Here is a 15984-nt window from a genome sequence, read left to right on the forward strand (position 1 = left end):
TCTGTTTACCTAATCATCCGTTTAACGCATCACTGACCGCTTGCTGACGCTGTTCACGTAGCGCCTGGCCTAATCCAGCCCCCTTGAACCCTTGAGCGATTAGCTCCTGCGGGCTAACGCTGCGTGCCGCCAGCCAAGCAGCCTGTAGCGGCTGGGCATAGTTACTGTCAATAACACCGGCACTTTCAATAACACCGACACTTTCAACCACACTGACTAACGTGAGCTGTGTGGCGACCTGGTCAGGCTTACGAAAACCATCCAGGCGCTCCAGCCAATGCAACACGGCTACCGCCTCTAAGGGCTCTTTTAGTAGCGAAAGCGTCAACGCGACATGGCGCGCCAACTGCGTTACCGCATTGGGTAAACGTAGCTTTTCCGCCAATGCCTCGCGGCCCACGTCATCCAGCACGCTCACCAGTAATGCATAGCGCCAGTGCGCCAGCAGCGTTGGGTTATCGTCAGGCACGTACTGTAGTGCGGCCAAGCCGTCCTGCAGTTTTTCTGCTGAGAACGGCCACCATATTGCCAGCGCTTCACACTGCGCCAATGTCGTGAAGTAAGCTTCGGGGCTGGGTTCACCCAAAGCTTTTTCGGTTTCTACCCATACCCGTTCAGCCGCCAAATGCTCAAGCTCACCACTGCGGCTAACCTCGGTCATCAATGCCAGGGTTTCAGAGGCGATAGAGAATCCCAGCGACGCATAGCGGGCTAAAAAACGTGCCGTGCGCAGCACCCGAAGCGGGTCTTCACCAAACGCACAGGAAATATGGCGCAGTATGCGTTTTTCGATATCCCCTTGGCCATCAAAGGGGTCAATCAGCGGCCCATCGACCCGTTGAGCAATGGCATTGACGGTCAGGTCGCGGCGCAGCAGGTCCTCTTCCAACGTTACCTCGGGGCTGGCATGCACTTCAAACCCGGAATATCCGTGCCCGGTTTTTCGCTCCGTACGCGCCAGCGCATACTCCTCCGCTGTATCAGGGTGCAAAAACACCGGAAAATCTCGCCCCACCGGCTTAAAGCCGCGCTGGCGCATAGCCGCTGGGGTAGCGCCGACCACCACCCAGTCGTTGTCATACACTGGCCAGCCCAGCAGTGCATCGCGAACAGCGCCACCCACGCGGTATACGTCCAGCCCGACAATGCGCGGATCATTCGAATGCGTCACCACTACCGCTCTCCTCGTTGCTGGCTGGGTACGCTAATTCGCTCACCGGTATCTATATTAAGCGCGGTTAACGCCCCACCCCACACGCAGCCCGTATCCAACGCGTCTACCCGAACCCTGGCGCCCCGAGTTTTTCCTTCTAGCGCGGCCCAGTGACCAAACAGGAGGTGCGGATCATCGTCACGTGCATACTGAAACCACGGCGCAAAGCCAGATGGGGCGCTAGCGAGGCCCTCTTTAGCAGCAAACTCCAGCTGCCCTTGGCTGTCAATAAAGCGCATACGTGCCATAGCGTTAACAATAAAGCGCAGCCGGTCCATTCCCTCCAGGTCCTCTCGCCAACGATCAGGCTGATTACCAAAAAGCTCGGTCAAGAAATGCCCTGACTGCTCGCTGGCCAGCGCTTGCTCGACCTCACGGCTATAAGCGACAGCCTGCTCTATGCGCCACTGAGGCAGCAAACCGGCATGCGTCATTAGGGTATTGCCTTGCTGCACTGCAAGCGGCTGGCACTGCAGCCAATCCAGCAGTTGCTCGCGATCTGGCGCATTAAGAATATCGTTGAGAGTGTCGTGCTTTTTTTGCCTGCCGCCGCCACGCGCGACCACCAACAAATGAAAGTCGTGGTTGCCTAGCACACAGCGTACCGCGCCGCCCAGTGCGTGCGCTTCGCGTAAACACTCAAGGGAGCCTGGACCACGGTTGATCACATCGCCCACCAGCCACAAAGTATCGTGCGAGGGATTAAAGTCCAGGGCTTCAAGTAGCGTCATAAACTCGGCGTAACAGCCATGCAAATCGCCAATCGCGTAGGTACTCATGCGCGGGCCTTATATGAAAACAAAGAGCGTCGAAATAAAAAAACGTGCTGCATGCTCACAGCACTGTAGCCGCTAAATTGCTCTGGTGAATTGGGAAAATATGGACCAATATAAATCAAGCATACCCGTTGGGGTGCTTTTGCTTTTAACAACGCGACCATACCTTTTAATAGCTATCGTTAATTACAACCGTTAATAACATCCTGCAAAGTAAAGCACTTGCCACAGCCAAGGACAACACAACCAATATGACGCCCACCTATACACGGCGCTGGCTATTAAAAATCGCAACGTTTACGGGCATGAGCCTTGTTCTCGTCCCCGTTACCGCCTTGCTCCCTGTGGCCAACGCAACGAACGTTTCACCCACATTGGTTAACGGTTGGCTACTGCGAGCGAGTGATTGCTAATGTACCTGCCTTTTGAGGAGCTCAACGAGCAGGATGATACGCTGGATGTGTGTATTATTGGCAGCGGCGCTGCAGGCATGTCAATTGCCGTGACGCTAGCCCGGCAAGGCCATCAGGTTTTACTCTGCGAAGGCGGCGATGAAGTATTTAGCGAACGCTCTCAGGATAATTACCGCGGCGAAGTGGTTGGCGATACGTATATTCCGCTCGAGACGAGCCGGCTACGCTATTTAGGCGGCTCCACCAATCATTGGGGCGGCGTTTCTCGCTCACTTGATGCTTATGACTTTACGGGCAAAACGGCTGCCCCCGAGACCGTATGGCCTATTGGCCAGGAAGCGCTAACCCCTTACCTTAGCGCAGCCACCGAGCTGCTAAATTTGGACCCGATTCCTGCGGATGAGCCTGTCGCCTCCTCAGACCTTAACCGTATTCATTTTTCACTGGGAACGCCGGTACGCGTGCAACATAAGTATGCCGAGATGCTTGAAGCATCACCCCATCTGACCTGTTGTCTGACCGCCAACCTGGTGGCACTTGAAACCGAAAATGGCCGTATCACCAGTGCTACATTTGCCAACTACCAAGGCGAGACACACACAGTACACGCCCGCTACTTTGTCCTCGCCTGCGGAGGGATTGATAACGCGCGTTTGCTGCTATGGTGCAACCAACAATATCAGCTAACATTTAGATTGACACCCTATCCTTTAACATCCTAAGGTTGACATCAAAACTAGGGTGTTAGTATGGCTGATGTTATTCTTGAGAAAAATAAACGAATATTGAATATCGAGCTTTGCCAGGGGCTGTTCGACTTTGTATCGGCCTCCAAACTTGATAAAGATTATTCAAAAACACATTTAGAAGCATCGGACCCGCCATGTTATTTCTATACCAAACCAGAAACCCATTACCAGTCACTTCGGTCAGAAATTTACAACATGCCATTTTTGTTGCTAGAGGATGGAAATCCTTGGTGGGAAGCAAATGCATTTTTTGTAGAACAAGTTAGATATAACACCAACCCTATGGCCAGGCCTACTGATGACCTTCATCGTAAAGCTAGTAGATTGCTAAGCTATAAAATGTTTTGCGAGGAAAGGAATATCGATTGGTTGAATTTTTCAGGTAGACGTCCCTCAACGCGGCCTACTTATAGATTCTACCATTATCTTATTCATGATAGCGGTTTGAGTAATGGGGTTATCAGTCAGTTTACAGGTGCAGTTTATAGTTTCTATGAGTATGTGGCAAAAAACTGGCATGTGATTGATTTAGAACGTGTTGATTCAGTAAAAACTGTAAGACTGTTTTTAGAGGGTAAAACAGGAAGTTTTACAAAAGAAGTGAAAGTACGCCAGCTTCGTAGGCCTATGATTAAGTCTGATGGCCCAGAAATTGGTTATGTTCGTGAGAACGGCGAAGATTTGCGCCCTCTTAGCAAAAAGCATCGAGAAGAATTTTTGAAAGTCATTAACGGGTCGTCTTGGGCGCCACTGGAACGCTTGATTTGCCTTTCCAGTATGTTCACAGGTGCTAGAAAGCAGTCAGTTTTAACACTTAGGATGAAGCACCTTGCCTCCTTTGTTAAAGAAAATCTTAATAATGATGGAACCTATACAGTACACGCCGGAGCTGGAACGAGCATAGACACTAAGTTTGGCAAAAAACAAACTCTGTATTTTCCACAACAGTTAGCTCATGAGATGTTTGTGTATGCCAATTCAGATGTTGCTCGTGCTAGAAGGGAGAAATTTAAACATGTCTTTGCTTCTAATTACCCCAATATGGAGATGATAAAAGATGAAGATATTTATTTATTTCTTTCAGATCAAGGAAATTGTTACTACATGGCTAAGGATGATCCAAGATATCCCAAGGCTAAAGCTCCTCCTACTGGTCAGGTAACTGGTACACTTAGAGCAAAGCTCTTTAAATTTGTAGAGGATGACTTTCCTAAAAATTTTACGTTCCATTGGTTGAGGGCAACTTACGCTTACATGTACTACCTCTGGTTGCAGCCGCTAGTTGAGGCAGGCTATATTAAAATTGGTGAAGAAATATCATTGATTCAACGGAGGCTTCACCACAATGACCGAGCAACAACAGAGGAGTATCTAAAGCTTTTTAGCAACATAAATGAAGTACTTGACGCACAAGAAAAATTCGAGAGTGTGATTTTGAATCGCAAGATGTTTGATCATAGGGGTTTTCTTTGATTAATGTCGAGCGAAAAAACCCTGATGCATTGAAGAAACTCGTCGAAAGACCAACAGATATCTTTACGGTTCGAGAGTTGGATGTTGAGCTTCTTAGACCTGAACGCCTAAGAATAAAGCTTGCAGATGATATTAGGCTTACGCCTTTAGATTTCGGGGCGCTTTGCTACGAGAGACGAGAAAGATTATTTTGCAACACTAGAGAACGTAATAAAATTATAGGACGCTCCGACCATGTAGATTTAAGCTCTCTGCGAACTGAGCGGCGTACTGTTATAGCTGGTTTGGTCGATCTTTTTTTAGTAAATGGATCAAGAGAGAACACAATCAAAGCACTACATGTTCAAGTGTCGGCGGTATTTGATTGGTGTGACTTGAGTGGACACAGCGATTTTCTTACGAGTAAGGAAGCCGCAAGAGTAGCTTATATTCTTTTTATTGATAGCCTCTTTGCTGCAATTCACGCTGGCAAGTATAAGCCTTACACGCTACTTCCACGGCAGCACGCAATGTGGCGTTTGTTGGAGCTACGTTTTGGAAAGGCCGATGAAATTGCAATAACGAGCGGAATTACTCCTCTTCGGGCAGCCTCAAGCTCAGTTCAAGCGCCAAAAAAAGAGGCGGTTGTGCAGTATTTTGACGTTGTGAAAACCCTTGCTTTAAGTCTTTCAGATAACCTTTTGAATGAAAAGCCTTTTCCCTTTCTTTTAGAATTCATGAATTACTCGACGTATAGGTTTCCGGTTCACCAGCGAGGCGTTAAAACTCCATATACGAGCAATGAAGCTAAAACCTATAATTTTATCGAGGGTAGAGTAGCTACGTTTCCTGAGTACATGGAAAATTACCAGGGGAAGAAATTTGAAGCGCTGCGTACTCTCAATAAAGCCCAGGTTTTCTTAAATGAAAGTAATAGTAATTCTAGGTGTGGAGCAAGGATTGAATGCGGCGCTACAGCTATGAAAGCATGGGCGTGCGTGTTTTTTGTTTTGACCGGGGCTAACGAAGATGTGTTTCGTAATCTCGAATATGACTCTGCCCTTGAGGTAGTTAAGTCGCCATTTAAAAAAAGCTTGAGTAGTATTAAGTTTCGAGCAAATGGTAAGAATATTCGGCTGCCAATCGGTCGTGAGCAGGGGCTTTTCTTGCTTAAAAAATATCTTAGTTTTAGAGCGTGGATGCTTAATGGTCAGGAATGTAAGTGGCTTTTTCTTTATGTTGTAGGGGCTAACTACTCACCAAAGCGTGACTTTAAAAAAATGCCTACAGGGCTGCAGTCACGGTTTTGCTCTAAGACATTATCCGGAATATACTTGCCTCCAGGCTTTAAGAATATTACAACTGGGCTTTCTAGAAAGTATAAATCGGCAATACTCCATGAACTGCAAACCTCGCCGTCTATTGTGGCTGGCGTTATGGGGCATAAGCCATCAACAAACTTATCGCATTATGCGGAGCCGTATCCAGGGCAGGCGGAGAGAGAGCTAGGAAAATACTGGGCCTCAATTCGAAAAGCTGCTGATAAAATTAAGATACAAGAAATAGGGAATGAATCATCCGATCAAAAAACTACGTCAGGTCATTGCAATTTATTCGGTTCTCCAGAGCCTGTCGTAGAATATCCCCCTATTAATCCAAATTGCGAAAAACAGTCCGGGTGCTTATTTTGTGAGCATTATGTGTGTCATGCCGATGAAGAGGATTTACATAAGTTGCTTAGCTATAAATATGTGATTGGCGAGATTATTGAACAGGCAGAAGACGTTAAACATGCAGATGATCTTCTATCTGGGCTAATGGATCGCATTGATGAAGTTGTTAACGCTATAGCTGAGTCTTCAAACCTAAACCTCGATCTCGTCCATACTATGAAGAAGCGCGTTTTTTCACTTGGCATTCTTACTCCATTTTGGGAAAAAAGAATGCAGCGTTATGAGGCTGTTGGAATTATTCTATGAGAGATAATAATATATACGCTTCTTCAATCTATGAAGAATATGATTTAGGTAGGCACTCCGAAGTGGGGAGGGTTCCACCTGATATTGTTCATGATTTTAGAGATCCACCTCCTGATTTTGTTCTTTGCAGGGACTCTTCGGGAAAGGCTACAGCGATATATGGTGAGAATGTTTGGGATTTCGATCCCTATGCTTTGAGTATTACTCGTTCCCATTTTGTTAATTTCAACAATATTTCTGAAGGGTCTCACGCTCAGATCCAAATTATGCGATCGGAAGCGAAGAGAATTTTATTTTGTCTGATATATTTTACCAGCGGCGGTCGATTGGGGAGAATTTCGGCTACAACCGTGCAATCGTTTTATAATTCGATAGTTAAGGCTGCTAAGTTTTGCGCTACATTGAACGACAACCAGTTTTCAGATGGGGCGACGCTAAAAGATCTGTATGGGAATCCATCATACTTGGCTTTATTCATTAGAAGTATTTCTAAGAGCGCAATGTACTTGAAGAGTACCGCAGCAATACTTGGTAGACTTCAGCAGTTGGAAGTTGCAAAATTGGGATTTAAAGTTTGTTCTGAGATAGATATAAAGCCTGATCGTTCGCACAATCAACATCCAGTAATACCTTCGCGAATATACTTAGAGATTGTTAACTATTGGCATTCTTTAATGGAGCATATTGCGGGAAAAGAGAGTGAGCTTACTGCTTTTATTAAAAATTTTAAAGACCCTGTGTACGGATACTCACATAAAAAGCAGAAAACGATTAGAGGGGTGTCAAAGAAGGATTTTCGTCCAGATGTAAAGGAGGGTATTTTGGCACATGGGCTAAATGATTTATTTGACGGTCCACTTTCTGCAGCTAATAGGATTCAATTTGTCTCCGCGTTAACAAAAATGCAATATGTTGTTCTTAATATCGTTCAATTATATACTGGCATGAGGTTTGGAGAGGCTATTCGTCTTCACTATGGGTGTTTAGAAAATGTGAATGTTCCTTCGGGAAGCGAGGCGCCGGGCGCGAAAAATAAGGTTGTTTCGATTATATCAACAACGACAAAATTTACTGGGTTTAGGTCTGAATGTGCTTGGTTGGCAGGCGAGCCGGTAGTTCAGGCTGTTCGTATGGCGGAGGCTATTGTCGTAGGATTGGCTCATGTTTTGGGGCGCAATGTTGAGTCTACCCCCCTTTTCCTAAACCCTAACTTTCTTACTCTTAAGAGTGCAAGAGAAGTAATACCATTTAATAAGAAGACTGTGGAAGGAGTTAGACCAAAGATAATAATATCCAGGAAAGACTTAGATGAGCTTGTCGCTGGAGATCCAGAACGAGACTTTATGTCTGAAGCGGCTTTTTCGATAGGAACAGAATGGCCCCTTACGTCACACCAGTATCGTCGATCACTGTCATTTTATGCAAGTAATAGCGGTTTTGTTTCTTTGCCAACCCTTCAAACTCAGTATAAGCATACAACGAGAGAAATGGCTAAGTATTACCAGCGCGGTTTTCAAAATATTGCTTCAGTGTTTGGCTTTTATGATGAGGAGATGGACGACTTTGTACTTCCATCAGATCATTTTGCTAATGAGTTTCAAACGGGGGTTCCAATTAATAAGGCACACCAGATATTGGTAGATGTTCTTGGTTCAGAAAGTCGCCTTTTCGGAGGGACTGGGTCTTATATGGAAAAGCAACGCCTTGCTGCCAATGAGGGAGTAAGCATTTTGACTCGTAAGGAAACTGAAAGGCTGGTGCGCGAAGGTTCCATATCTTATAAGGTAACTCTATTAGGCGGTTGTACTAAAGTTGAGCCTTGCGATTCATATATACTGGGTGAACTATTTGAATGTTTGTCCTGTCCCGGTTCGGTCATACATCCTGATAAGGTGGCTACCGAAATTCAAAAGACTGAAAGCGAGCTATCCAACTACGATACGGACAGTGGAGAGTATCAAGTTGTGAATGCTGAGTTAGACCGATTAAAGAAGTATCAAGACAAAAATATCATAATTCATGAGGTCTTGGAATGAAGAGAGGTTCGGGGATAGCGGCGTGTGAGGATGCCTTTGAGCGCTTGATTGCTGGGGAACCAGTTGTAGCTGCTCATGTGGGTATCGATGATTCAAAGATAACTGCTGGTGTGGTTAGTGTTGAAGCAGGATTTGATAGGGGATACCTTAAGAAAGGCCGAGTGTCTCATCGTCCTCTAATTGCTCGTATCGAGGCCAGAAGAGAAGAGCACGCTCAGTCTGAAGATTCTCTGCGTAACAGGCTTCGGAGGGCTGATGCGAAGGCTCAGGTGTCTCGATCGGAAGTTACTGACATTCAGAGAGTATTAGACAAAGTTTTAATTCAGAATCTTGTTTTGGTCGAGAGAATAAAAGAGCTGGAAGATGAGCTAAAACAATATCAACCAAAGCACTTTGAAGGGCATTAATTTTCTAGCCTATTTATAGTTTTTATTTATATTTGAATTCCTCTGTGGTCAGCCTTAACTTTACAGCTAACAAAGTTTAAGTGTTGGTTGGAAACGAGCACTTAAAGTCATTTCAAATAGTCACCTGGCTCATTAAACTTTACCTCAGGACTGTACAAGCTAAATCACCGTCATCAGCAAGATTTAGTTCTTGCTAAAATCACCTCCGCCTGCCCATCTAACTGCTCCTTCACCGAACGCCACTCCGGCATAAACCTATCCAGCAGCGCGTAGAAGCGCGGGCTGTGGTTGTGTTCTACCAAGTGGCAAAGCTCATGAAGCAGCACGTAGTCGATGGCACGCGAGTTGGCTTTGATCAAATGCGGATTTAGTAGCACTGCGCCTTCGGGCGAGCAGCTGCCCCATTGGGTTTGCATTTCGATCATGCGCCAATCGGGAGTCGTTTTTGCCCATGGCAACGCCTCAATCATCATATTCAGGCGGCGCTGAAACACATCCACCGCTCTGTCGCGGTACCACTGGCGTACTGCCTTTTGTATACGCTCAGTGCTCAGGGCTTTACCTTGTACCCGCAGCTGGCCGCCTATGAGCTTACAGGTGACTTTCCGCTGGCTTGGGTCATCGATTACCTTGAGTACGTACCTGCGCCCTAGATAGAGCATGCTTTCGCCGCTTACCCACGCTCTTGGTTGCACGTAGCGGTTGCGTTCTTCAATGTCCTCCAGATGCTTGAGTATCCATCTCGCCCGGCGCTGCACCGCTGCTTTTATTTCGGGCAGCTGTGCCGATTCGGGCGCGTCTACCTGCACCATGCCGTTGGGGTGAACATGCACCCGTATCGTGGCTTTTTTATGTTCGGGCAGATAGCACAGGTGGTAGCTGAATGTTCGCTCACCGTATCGCGTTTGATACACGTGTGGTTGTTCGTCCTGGGGGGCATCCACAGCGGTCATCACTTTGCTACTCCGTTACGCAGAATCTGAACCACTTCATCCAGGATCGCTTTGGCTTTATTCAAGCCTACCAGTGAGAACAGCTGTGGGAGCAAATGTTTCCGTACATCCTGCTCAATGCCCACGGGGTTCAGTGAGTTTTCTGCCACGGCGCGATTAACCACCGTGTCGATCTCAAAGGCTTCTTCGATCAATTCCTCGCCTTTGTCTTTTTCCAACACAGCGAAGTCATCACCTAGCACTAGCTTAAACGTGCCGTAGTAGGCCTGGGCATGCTTGTTTCCGCTAAATGCCTCTAGCGGTAGGTCAGGCACTTCTCGCTCTTCAACCTTAGCTTCCAGGTCGCTGAACAGCTTGAACTGCGCCTTATAGTCGAACATGGATTCGGCTTTTTCGATGGCTTCCTTCAGCAGCGCTGAGAACACTTTCTTGGCGTAGGGGTCGTCGCCTAGCTTCTCCTCGATGGTCTTCTTGGTACGCGTCTTGATCTTGTCGGTTTCGTTTTTGGTCTTCTCGTCGCTCCAGTTATCCGGGTTGCTCTCTACGGGGTCGATAAGCACGGGCTCATCGCCGGGGGCAACATGGACACCGGTGACATAACGATCAATCAGGTCTCGAATCTGCCCTTCATAGGCGGAGTAATCGACGGTTTCCTGGGCATCCATCCGCACGGTCTTACGCAGGTCTGAAAACCACTTCAAGTCGGATTTGTACCGACGGATATCCGCCTCGGTGAACGCCTTGTCATCAAAGAAGCTTTGTGTGGACAGCGCCGTTTTCAAACACATCCCGAAGTGAGTGACAGCCTCATAGAAATCCTCCCGCAGTGCCTGACGAACATCCACCTCGACACCGTCCTCATCGGCTTCATAGTGAGGCATGAACACCTGACGATAGGGTTCAGGGTCTAGGCGGTTATCAATATGCCCGAAGAAGCTTAGAAGCCGGTCGTGCAACCTTGGCAGCTTCTTGTACTCGGTGTCGACGTTGGCATACAGACCTTCAATATCCTCAATGGCAAAGCCCCCCTGAGTCTGTTCCTCAAAGTTCTGGTAATCCTTAATGGCGGTATCCAACTCTCTGAGGATGCCTCGGTAATCAATCAGGTAACCAAAGGGCTTCTGAGGATGCAGCCGGTTGACGCGAGCAATGGCCTGGATCAGGTTGTGGCCTTTCAGCTGCTTGTCGATGTAGAGAACGGTGTTACGAGGCTCATCAAAGCCTGTCAGGAGCTTATCAACAACGATCAGGATATCCGGTGGGCCATCGGTGCCGAAGTCCTCTATCGTGGCTTTCTCGTAGTCCTGGGGGTCGCCCGTAACGTTCTGCTTCCACCACGCTTGCACTAACGGCAGGTTGGTTTCATCCACATCGGTATGGCCTTCGCGGGTATCCGGCGGAGAAATCACAATGGCACTGGTCACCATACCTGCGCTATCGAGTTCCTGTTTATAGCGAATCGCGCTGAGCTTACTGTCCGTGGCCAATTGACCTTTGAGTTCCAGCCCCGCCTTTTTGAAGTTTTCGCTGAAATGCACGCTGATATCAAACGCGTTGAGCTTGATGCGATCCTGCGCGGTATAAATCTGGCCTTGCTTGGCGTACTTGCGTTTGAGATCGGCTTTCTGGTCGTCTGACAGTGCGGCGGTCACCTTATCAAACCAGCTATCAACCGCCTTTTGGTTCACATCGAGCAGCGGCTTTCTCTCTTCGTACAGCAGCGGCGTAATGGTGCCGTCTTCCACCGCCCGCTTCATGGTGTAGGCGTGAATGATGGCCCCGAACTTCTCGGCGGTTTCGCTTTTCTCGTTTTTCAGTAGCGGCGTGCCGGTAAAGGCAATGAATGAGGCATTGGGCAGGGCTTGCCGCATCCGTTGGTGGTTTTCACCCCCCTGGCTGCGGTGGCCTTCATCCACAATGACGATGATGTTTTCCGAGGGGTTATAGCATTCTGGCTGCTTAGCAGCGGAGGCGAATTTGTTAATGATGGTGAACATAATCCGCTCATTGCCTTGGCCTATACGCTTGGCCAGCTCCTTGCCAGAACGCGTTTTGGCAAGGGAGTCACCGCTTTTCTTACCGGCGATATCACTGCCAAAAGCTCCACCGGTTAGGAAGGTCTTGGAGAGCTGCTTCTCAAGATCTACCCGATCCGTGACGACGATGACTCGGCAATTCTTTAGCGCGTCACTAAGCAGTAGTGCACGACATAGGTAGACCATGGTGAAGGATTTGCCGGAGCCGGTGGTGTGCCACAGCACGCCGCCCCGGCGCTCACCGCTGGCCTTAAAGCCGGAGATGCGTTCCAGCAATGCCTTGATGCCGAACGCCTGGGGGTAACGGGCCGCAATCTTGCCTACTTTGCGGTCGAACAGGATGAATAATCGTAGAAACTCCAGAAACCGGTGCCTATCCAGCAAACCTACTAAAAGCCGATCTTGTTCGGTCGGCGTGACGTGTTTTGACCATAGCTGTTCAAAGTAAGCCCGAATCTTCAGGGGCTTGCCCTGGAACAGCGCGTCCTTAACCGATGAAGACAAGGGCTGGTTCTTGATGCCCTGAACGTATTGATCGTCGAACGCTTCATCTTGCCACGTCGACCAGAACTTAGCCGGGGTGTGGGTCGTACCGTATCGGCCATCGTTACTGCTGATGGCGAGCAGCAACTGGGCGAACGCGTACAGGTAAGGGATTTCATCGTTTTTCTGGTTGCGGAGGTTCTGGCTGATGCCTTCCTCCACCATGTTCTTGTTGGGGTTGCCGGAGGCGGCTCGTTTTGCCTCTATCACCGCCAAAGGAATACCGTTAACGAACGCCACCACATCGGGCCTGCGGGTGTGAGTACCCTGTGTGGAAAGCACCTCCATCTCTTCGGTGACGTGGAATTCGTTGTTATCCAGGTGCTCCCAATCGATCAAGTGAACCGTTGGCTGGGCTTTCTTGCCGCCCACGAACTCGGTCACGGTAATGCCCAGCGTCAACATGTCGTACACGGACTGGTTGGCGTCCATCAACCCTTGAGCCATGGAGGGCGTCGTGATCTCTCTGATAACTTGATCAATCGCCTGGTCAGACAGAGGGTATGATTCGCCCTTAAACTCGAATCGGCGCTGGCGTAATACACGCTCTAACACCGGCTTCATCACCACATCCCGCTGGCTGGCCCGAAGCGCCTGACACTCGGTGGCGGGCAGAAACATCCAGCCCAGGTTGATCAATGTGGCCAGGGCGGGAATGTGGCTAGCATGCTGCTCGTTCCCTTGAGGAGTGGTGTTCATGCAGCCTCCGTGTCCACTTTCCCCCGGCGCTTACCGGTCAAGAGTTGCTGCATTAGGGCTTTCTTTTCTTCTTTCAACAAAATAAGCCTTTGTGCAATAGCCTCAATTTCCTGATCCGCTATCGTCATAACATCCGAAATAGCTTCTTGCTCGTTGGCGTCTCTCGGAATAGGGAGCCTGAGTTTTTTAGAACCCTTTACATCGAGGTGAAGCACTGTAGAGCCGCTCGCACGTGAACGCATAAAGTTTCTTGCCGTTGAGCGTTTGAGTGCAAAATATAGAAACTTAGGAGCTACACTTGGCTTAACCAACAATTTCACCATATCCATTGATATGGCTACTTGCGGAAGCCTAAGATTTGGTACAAGAAGAGGAGCACCAACTATTTCGGCTCCTCTTGTAATGTCTGTTACAGCAAAGACAATATCTCCTTCCTTAACCAAAAACTTGTCCTCGATTTCGGTCGTGAGATATTTGAGGCCTCCTTTGCTGTACCCCCCACCTCGGAGCAGTGATTTTAGGGTCAGGAATCCAGTGCTGGTTGGTATTTCTGAATATTCGTCAGATTTATAGGTGTAGCCCTTAACATAATCTGCAAGCTCGGATAGGGGGACTTCTTCCCACTCCCCCTCAAACCCCGGCAACCGCTTCTTCCCTGTCATCAACTGCTGCATCAATCCTTTCTTCCGCTGCTGACTGTTCTCAAGCAGGCGCTCGGTGGCGGTGATAGCCTGATCCCAGGTGGAGAGGATCTGGGCGATCTTTTTTTGTTCGGGAAGGGGAGGCAAAGGAACGGGAATGCTCTCACAGTTTGCTTTGTTCAGATATGGAATAGTAGTTTTGGATGCCACTGACTCCATGTAATACTTCTGAGCGCTAAGTGCGTATGCGAGGTATTCATTCTGAACTGAATCAGAACATACGAACGCATGGAGTTGTTGATTGAGAACAACATCTTCTGTAGAAATCGCAACAAGCCCAAGTTCACCAACAGCTGCCATAATGACTGCGCCGCTTGGGACAATTTTGCCACCACACTCGGCTAAAGCTGATTTGGTTACATAGTTTTTCTGTAGATACGATGGAATATATCGACCAGAAATTTCTGGTGTTGTGACCCATGGAATGTCGCCATCAAAAGATTTGGGCTTATTTCTGCCAGGTACAATAGACTGGCAAATCGTCCCGACAGGCGCTTTTTTCCAACCCTCAGGCACCATAACCCAACTCCTTCAAATAACCATCCATCTGCTCGTTCAGCTTCTCAATCTCGGCTTCAATGTCCTTTCGCTCCGCTTGCACGGCCATCAGGTCGATTTCGTCCTCTTCCTCGAAGGTGTCCACATAGCGGGGGATGTTGAGATTGAAGTCGTTTTCCTGAATTTCCTCCATGCTGGCCACGTAGGAATATTTGTCTCGGGTGTCGCGCTGTTTGTAGGTGTCAACCACCTTGGCGATGTTGTCGTCGGAGAGCTGGTTCTGGTTCTTGCCGGCCTTGAACTCGCGGCTGGCGTCGATGAACAGCACGTTGTTGTCGGTCTTGTCCTTGCGAAACACCAGAACCGCTGCCGGAATACCGGTGCCGTAGAACAACTTCTCGGGCAGGCCGATGACGGCATCTAGCAGGTTTTCTTCAATCAGCTTCTGGCGAATTCTGCCTTCGCTAGAGCCACGGAACAGAACGCCGTGGGGTACGACCACCGCCATTCGGCCGGTCTTTGGTTTCATCGTCTCGATCATGTGCAAGATGAAGGCGTAATCACCCTTGGTCTTGGGCGGCAAGCCACGACGGAAACGGGCATAGGGATCGCTCTCGGCGCCCTCAACACCCCACTTTTCCAACGAAAACGGCGGATTGGCCACCACGATATCGAAGTGCTTCAGGCCACCGTTTTCATCCAGCAGCTTGGGGTTGCGGATGGTATCGCCCCATTCCAGCTTATGGTTATCGATGCCGTGCAGAAACATGTTCATCTTCGCCAGGGCCCAGGTGCTGCCAATGGCTTCCTGACCGAACAGTGCAAAATTCTTGGAGCCATCGTCCCCTTTGCGGATCTGATTAGCGCACTTCAACAATAGCGAGGCGGAACCACAGGCCGGATCGCAAATCTCATCGCCTTTCTTCGGCTCGACGATTTCAGCCATCAGCTCGGAGACTTCTGGCGGGGTGTAGAACTCACCAGCCTTCTTGCCGGAGGTGGCTGCGAAGTTTTTGATCAGGTATTCGTAGGCATTGCCGATCACATCCAGCTTACCAATACGGCTCGGGCTCAGATTGAGCTCCGGGCGGGCAAAGTCTTCCAAGATGTGGCGCAGAAGCTCGTTTTTCTGCTTCTCATCGCCCAACTTATTGGAGTTGAAGCTGATGTCTTGGAACACATCGGCTAGCTTAACGATGTTGGCCTCTTCAATAGCGTGCAGAGCCTTGTCGATACGCTCGCCGTTGCCTGGTTCATGCCGCTGGTCATGCAGGGCGTAGAAGCCGGAATTCTTAGGCAGCACGAAGCGCTCATTTTTCATCAGCTCTTCGATTAGTTCCGGGGTATCGCCGTATTCGGCCACGTAGTTGTTGTAGTGATCCTGATACACGTCTGATAGGTACTTCACGAACAGCATGGTCAGTACGTAATCTTTGTAGATACTGGGGTCTACCGTGCCCCGGAAGGTGTCGCAGGCATTCCAGACCGCCTTGTTGATCTGTTCCTGCTTAACGGAATCATTATTCATA

Annotated in this window: 11 protein-coding genes; 5 read left to right on the forward strand and 6 right to left on the reverse strand. The window is 48.7% G+C overall.

Features of this window, described 5'->3' with window-relative positions; translation table 11 throughout:
* Positions 1 to 13 precede the first annotated feature (13 nt).
* Both CZ787_RS00300 and CZ787_RS00305 read right to left on the reverse strand, forming a co-directional pair.
* Entirely contained in the window at positions 14 to 1174 is a 1161-nt protein-coding gene (locus CZ787_RS00300; RefSeq protein WP_087105338.1) for a polynucleotide adenylyltransferase, read from the reverse strand.
* Positions 1174 to 1992, reverse strand: a complete 819-nt coding sequence (locus CZ787_RS00305; protein WP_087105339.1) for a symmetrical bis(5'-nucleosyl)-tetraphosphatase — start codon at positions 1990 to 1992, stop codon at positions 1174 to 1176. The genes CZ787_RS00300 and CZ787_RS00305 overlap by 1 nt, the downstream gene beginning before the upstream one ends.
* A 409-nt stretch (positions 1993 to 2401) precedes the next feature.
* Here CZ787_RS00305 and CZ787_RS00310 point away from each other — a divergent pair, with 409 nt between their 5' ends.
* Genes CZ787_RS00310 through CZ787_RS00330 form a run of 5 tightly spaced genes read left to right on the forward strand, consistent with a single transcriptional unit; the run spans position 2402 to position 9025 of the window.
* Complete coding sequence (locus tag CZ787_RS00310) at positions 2402 to 3124, forward strand: FAD-dependent oxidoreductase (RefSeq protein WP_087105340.1); 723 nt, start codon at positions 2402 to 2404, stop codon at positions 3122 to 3124.
* A gap of 27 nt (positions 3125 to 3151) precedes the next feature.
* Complete coding sequence (locus tag CZ787_RS00315; protein WP_087105341.1) at positions 3152 to 4624, forward strand: site-specific integrase; 1473 nt, start codon at positions 3152 to 3154, stop codon at positions 4622 to 4624.
* On the forward strand, positions 4621 to 6582 hold the full coding sequence (locus tag CZ787_RS00320; protein ID WP_087105342.1) for a hypothetical protein: 1962 nt from the start codon (positions 4621 to 4623) through the stop codon (positions 6580 to 6582). Before CZ787_RS00315 ends, CZ787_RS00320 begins: the two co-directional genes overlap by 4 nt.
* The gene (locus tag CZ787_RS00325) at positions 6579 to 8618 is read left to right on the forward strand and encodes a hypothetical protein (RefSeq protein WP_087105343.1); all 2040 of its coding nucleotides are present in this window, start codon (positions 6579 to 6581) and stop codon (positions 8616 to 8618) included. Before CZ787_RS00320 ends, CZ787_RS00325 begins: the two co-directional genes overlap by 4 nt.
* On the forward strand, positions 8615 to 9025 hold the full coding sequence (locus tag CZ787_RS00330; RefSeq protein WP_087105344.1) for a hypothetical protein: 411 nt from the start codon (positions 8615 to 8617) through the stop codon (positions 9023 to 9025). Before CZ787_RS00325 ends, CZ787_RS00330 begins: the two co-directional genes overlap by 4 nt.
* A gap of 173 nt (positions 9026 to 9198) precedes the next feature.
* Here CZ787_RS00330 and CZ787_RS00335 read toward each other — a convergent pair whose 3' ends face one another.
* From CZ787_RS00335 to CZ787_RS00350, 4 genes are read right to left on the reverse strand one after another with little or no spacing between them, the layout of a single operon-like run.
* On the reverse strand, positions 9199 to 9978 hold the full coding sequence (locus CZ787_RS00335; RefSeq protein WP_087105345.1) for a M48 family metallopeptidase: 780 nt from the start codon (positions 9976 to 9978) through the stop codon (positions 9199 to 9201).
* Positions 9978 to 13256 carry a type I restriction endonuclease subunit R gene (locus CZ787_RS00340; RefSeq protein ID WP_087105346.1) on the reverse strand — a complete coding sequence of 1093 codons (3279 nt, stop codon included), beginning with the start codon at positions 13254 to 13256 and terminating at the stop codon, positions 9978 to 9980. The genes CZ787_RS00335 and CZ787_RS00340 overlap by 1 nt, the downstream gene beginning before the upstream one ends.
* Complete coding sequence (locus CZ787_RS00345) at positions 13253 to 14476, reverse strand: restriction endonuclease subunit S (RefSeq protein WP_087105347.1); 1224 nt, start codon at positions 14474 to 14476, stop codon at positions 13253 to 13255. The genes CZ787_RS00340 and CZ787_RS00345 overlap by 4 nt, the downstream gene beginning before the upstream one ends.
* Positions 14466 to 15983 (reverse strand): type I restriction-modification system subunit M, encoded by a 1518-nt coding sequence (locus tag CZ787_RS00350; protein WP_087105348.1) that lies wholly within the window; start codon positions 15981 to 15983, stop codon positions 14466 to 14468. The genes CZ787_RS00345 and CZ787_RS00350 overlap by 11 nt, the downstream gene beginning before the upstream one ends.
* Between the last annotated feature and the right edge of the window lies 1 nt (position 15984).

The sequence above is a fragment of the Halomonas citrativorans genome (assembly GCF_900163645.1).
In the GTDB taxonomy this organism is placed as follows: domain Bacteria; phylum Pseudomonadota; class Gammaproteobacteria; order Pseudomonadales; family Halomonadaceae; genus Vreelandella; species Vreelandella citrativorans.

Bases quoted from the DNA above. Each gene is read 5' to 3' on its own strand.
- CZ787_RS00335 (WP_087105345.1), bottom strand. From the start codon at position 9,978: ATGACCGCTGTGGATGCCCCCCAGGACGAACAACCACACGTGTATCAA.
- CZ787_RS00330 (WP_087105344.1), top strand. From the start codon at position 8,615: ATGAAGAGAGGTTCGGGGATAGCGGCGTGTGAGGATGCCTTTGAGCGC.
- CZ787_RS00350 (WP_087105348.1), bottom strand. From the start codon at position 15,983: ATGAATAATGATTCCGTTAAGCAGGAACAGATCAACAAGGCGGTCTGG.
- CZ787_RS00340 (WP_087105346.1), bottom strand. From the start codon at position 13,256: ATGAACACCACTCCTCAAGGGAACGAGCAGCATGCTAGCCACATTCCC.
- CZ787_RS00325 (WP_087105343.1), top strand. From the start codon at position 6,579: ATGAGAGATAATAATATATACGCTTCTTCAATCTATGAAGAATATGAT.
- CZ787_RS00315 (WP_087105341.1), top strand. From the start codon at position 3,152: ATGGCTGATGTTATTCTTGAGAAAAATAAACGAATATTGAATATCGAG.
- CZ787_RS00310 (WP_087105340.1), top strand. From the start codon at position 2,402: ATGTACCTGCCTTTTGAGGAGCTCAACGAGCAGGATGATACGCTGGAT.
- CZ787_RS00345 (WP_087105347.1), bottom strand. From the start codon at position 14,476: ATGGTGCCTGAGGGTTGGAAAAAAGCGCCTGTCGGGACGATTTGCCAG.
- CZ787_RS00305 (WP_087105339.1), bottom strand. From the start codon at position 1,992: ATGAGTACCTACGCGATTGGCGATTTGCATGGCTGTTACGCCGAGTTT.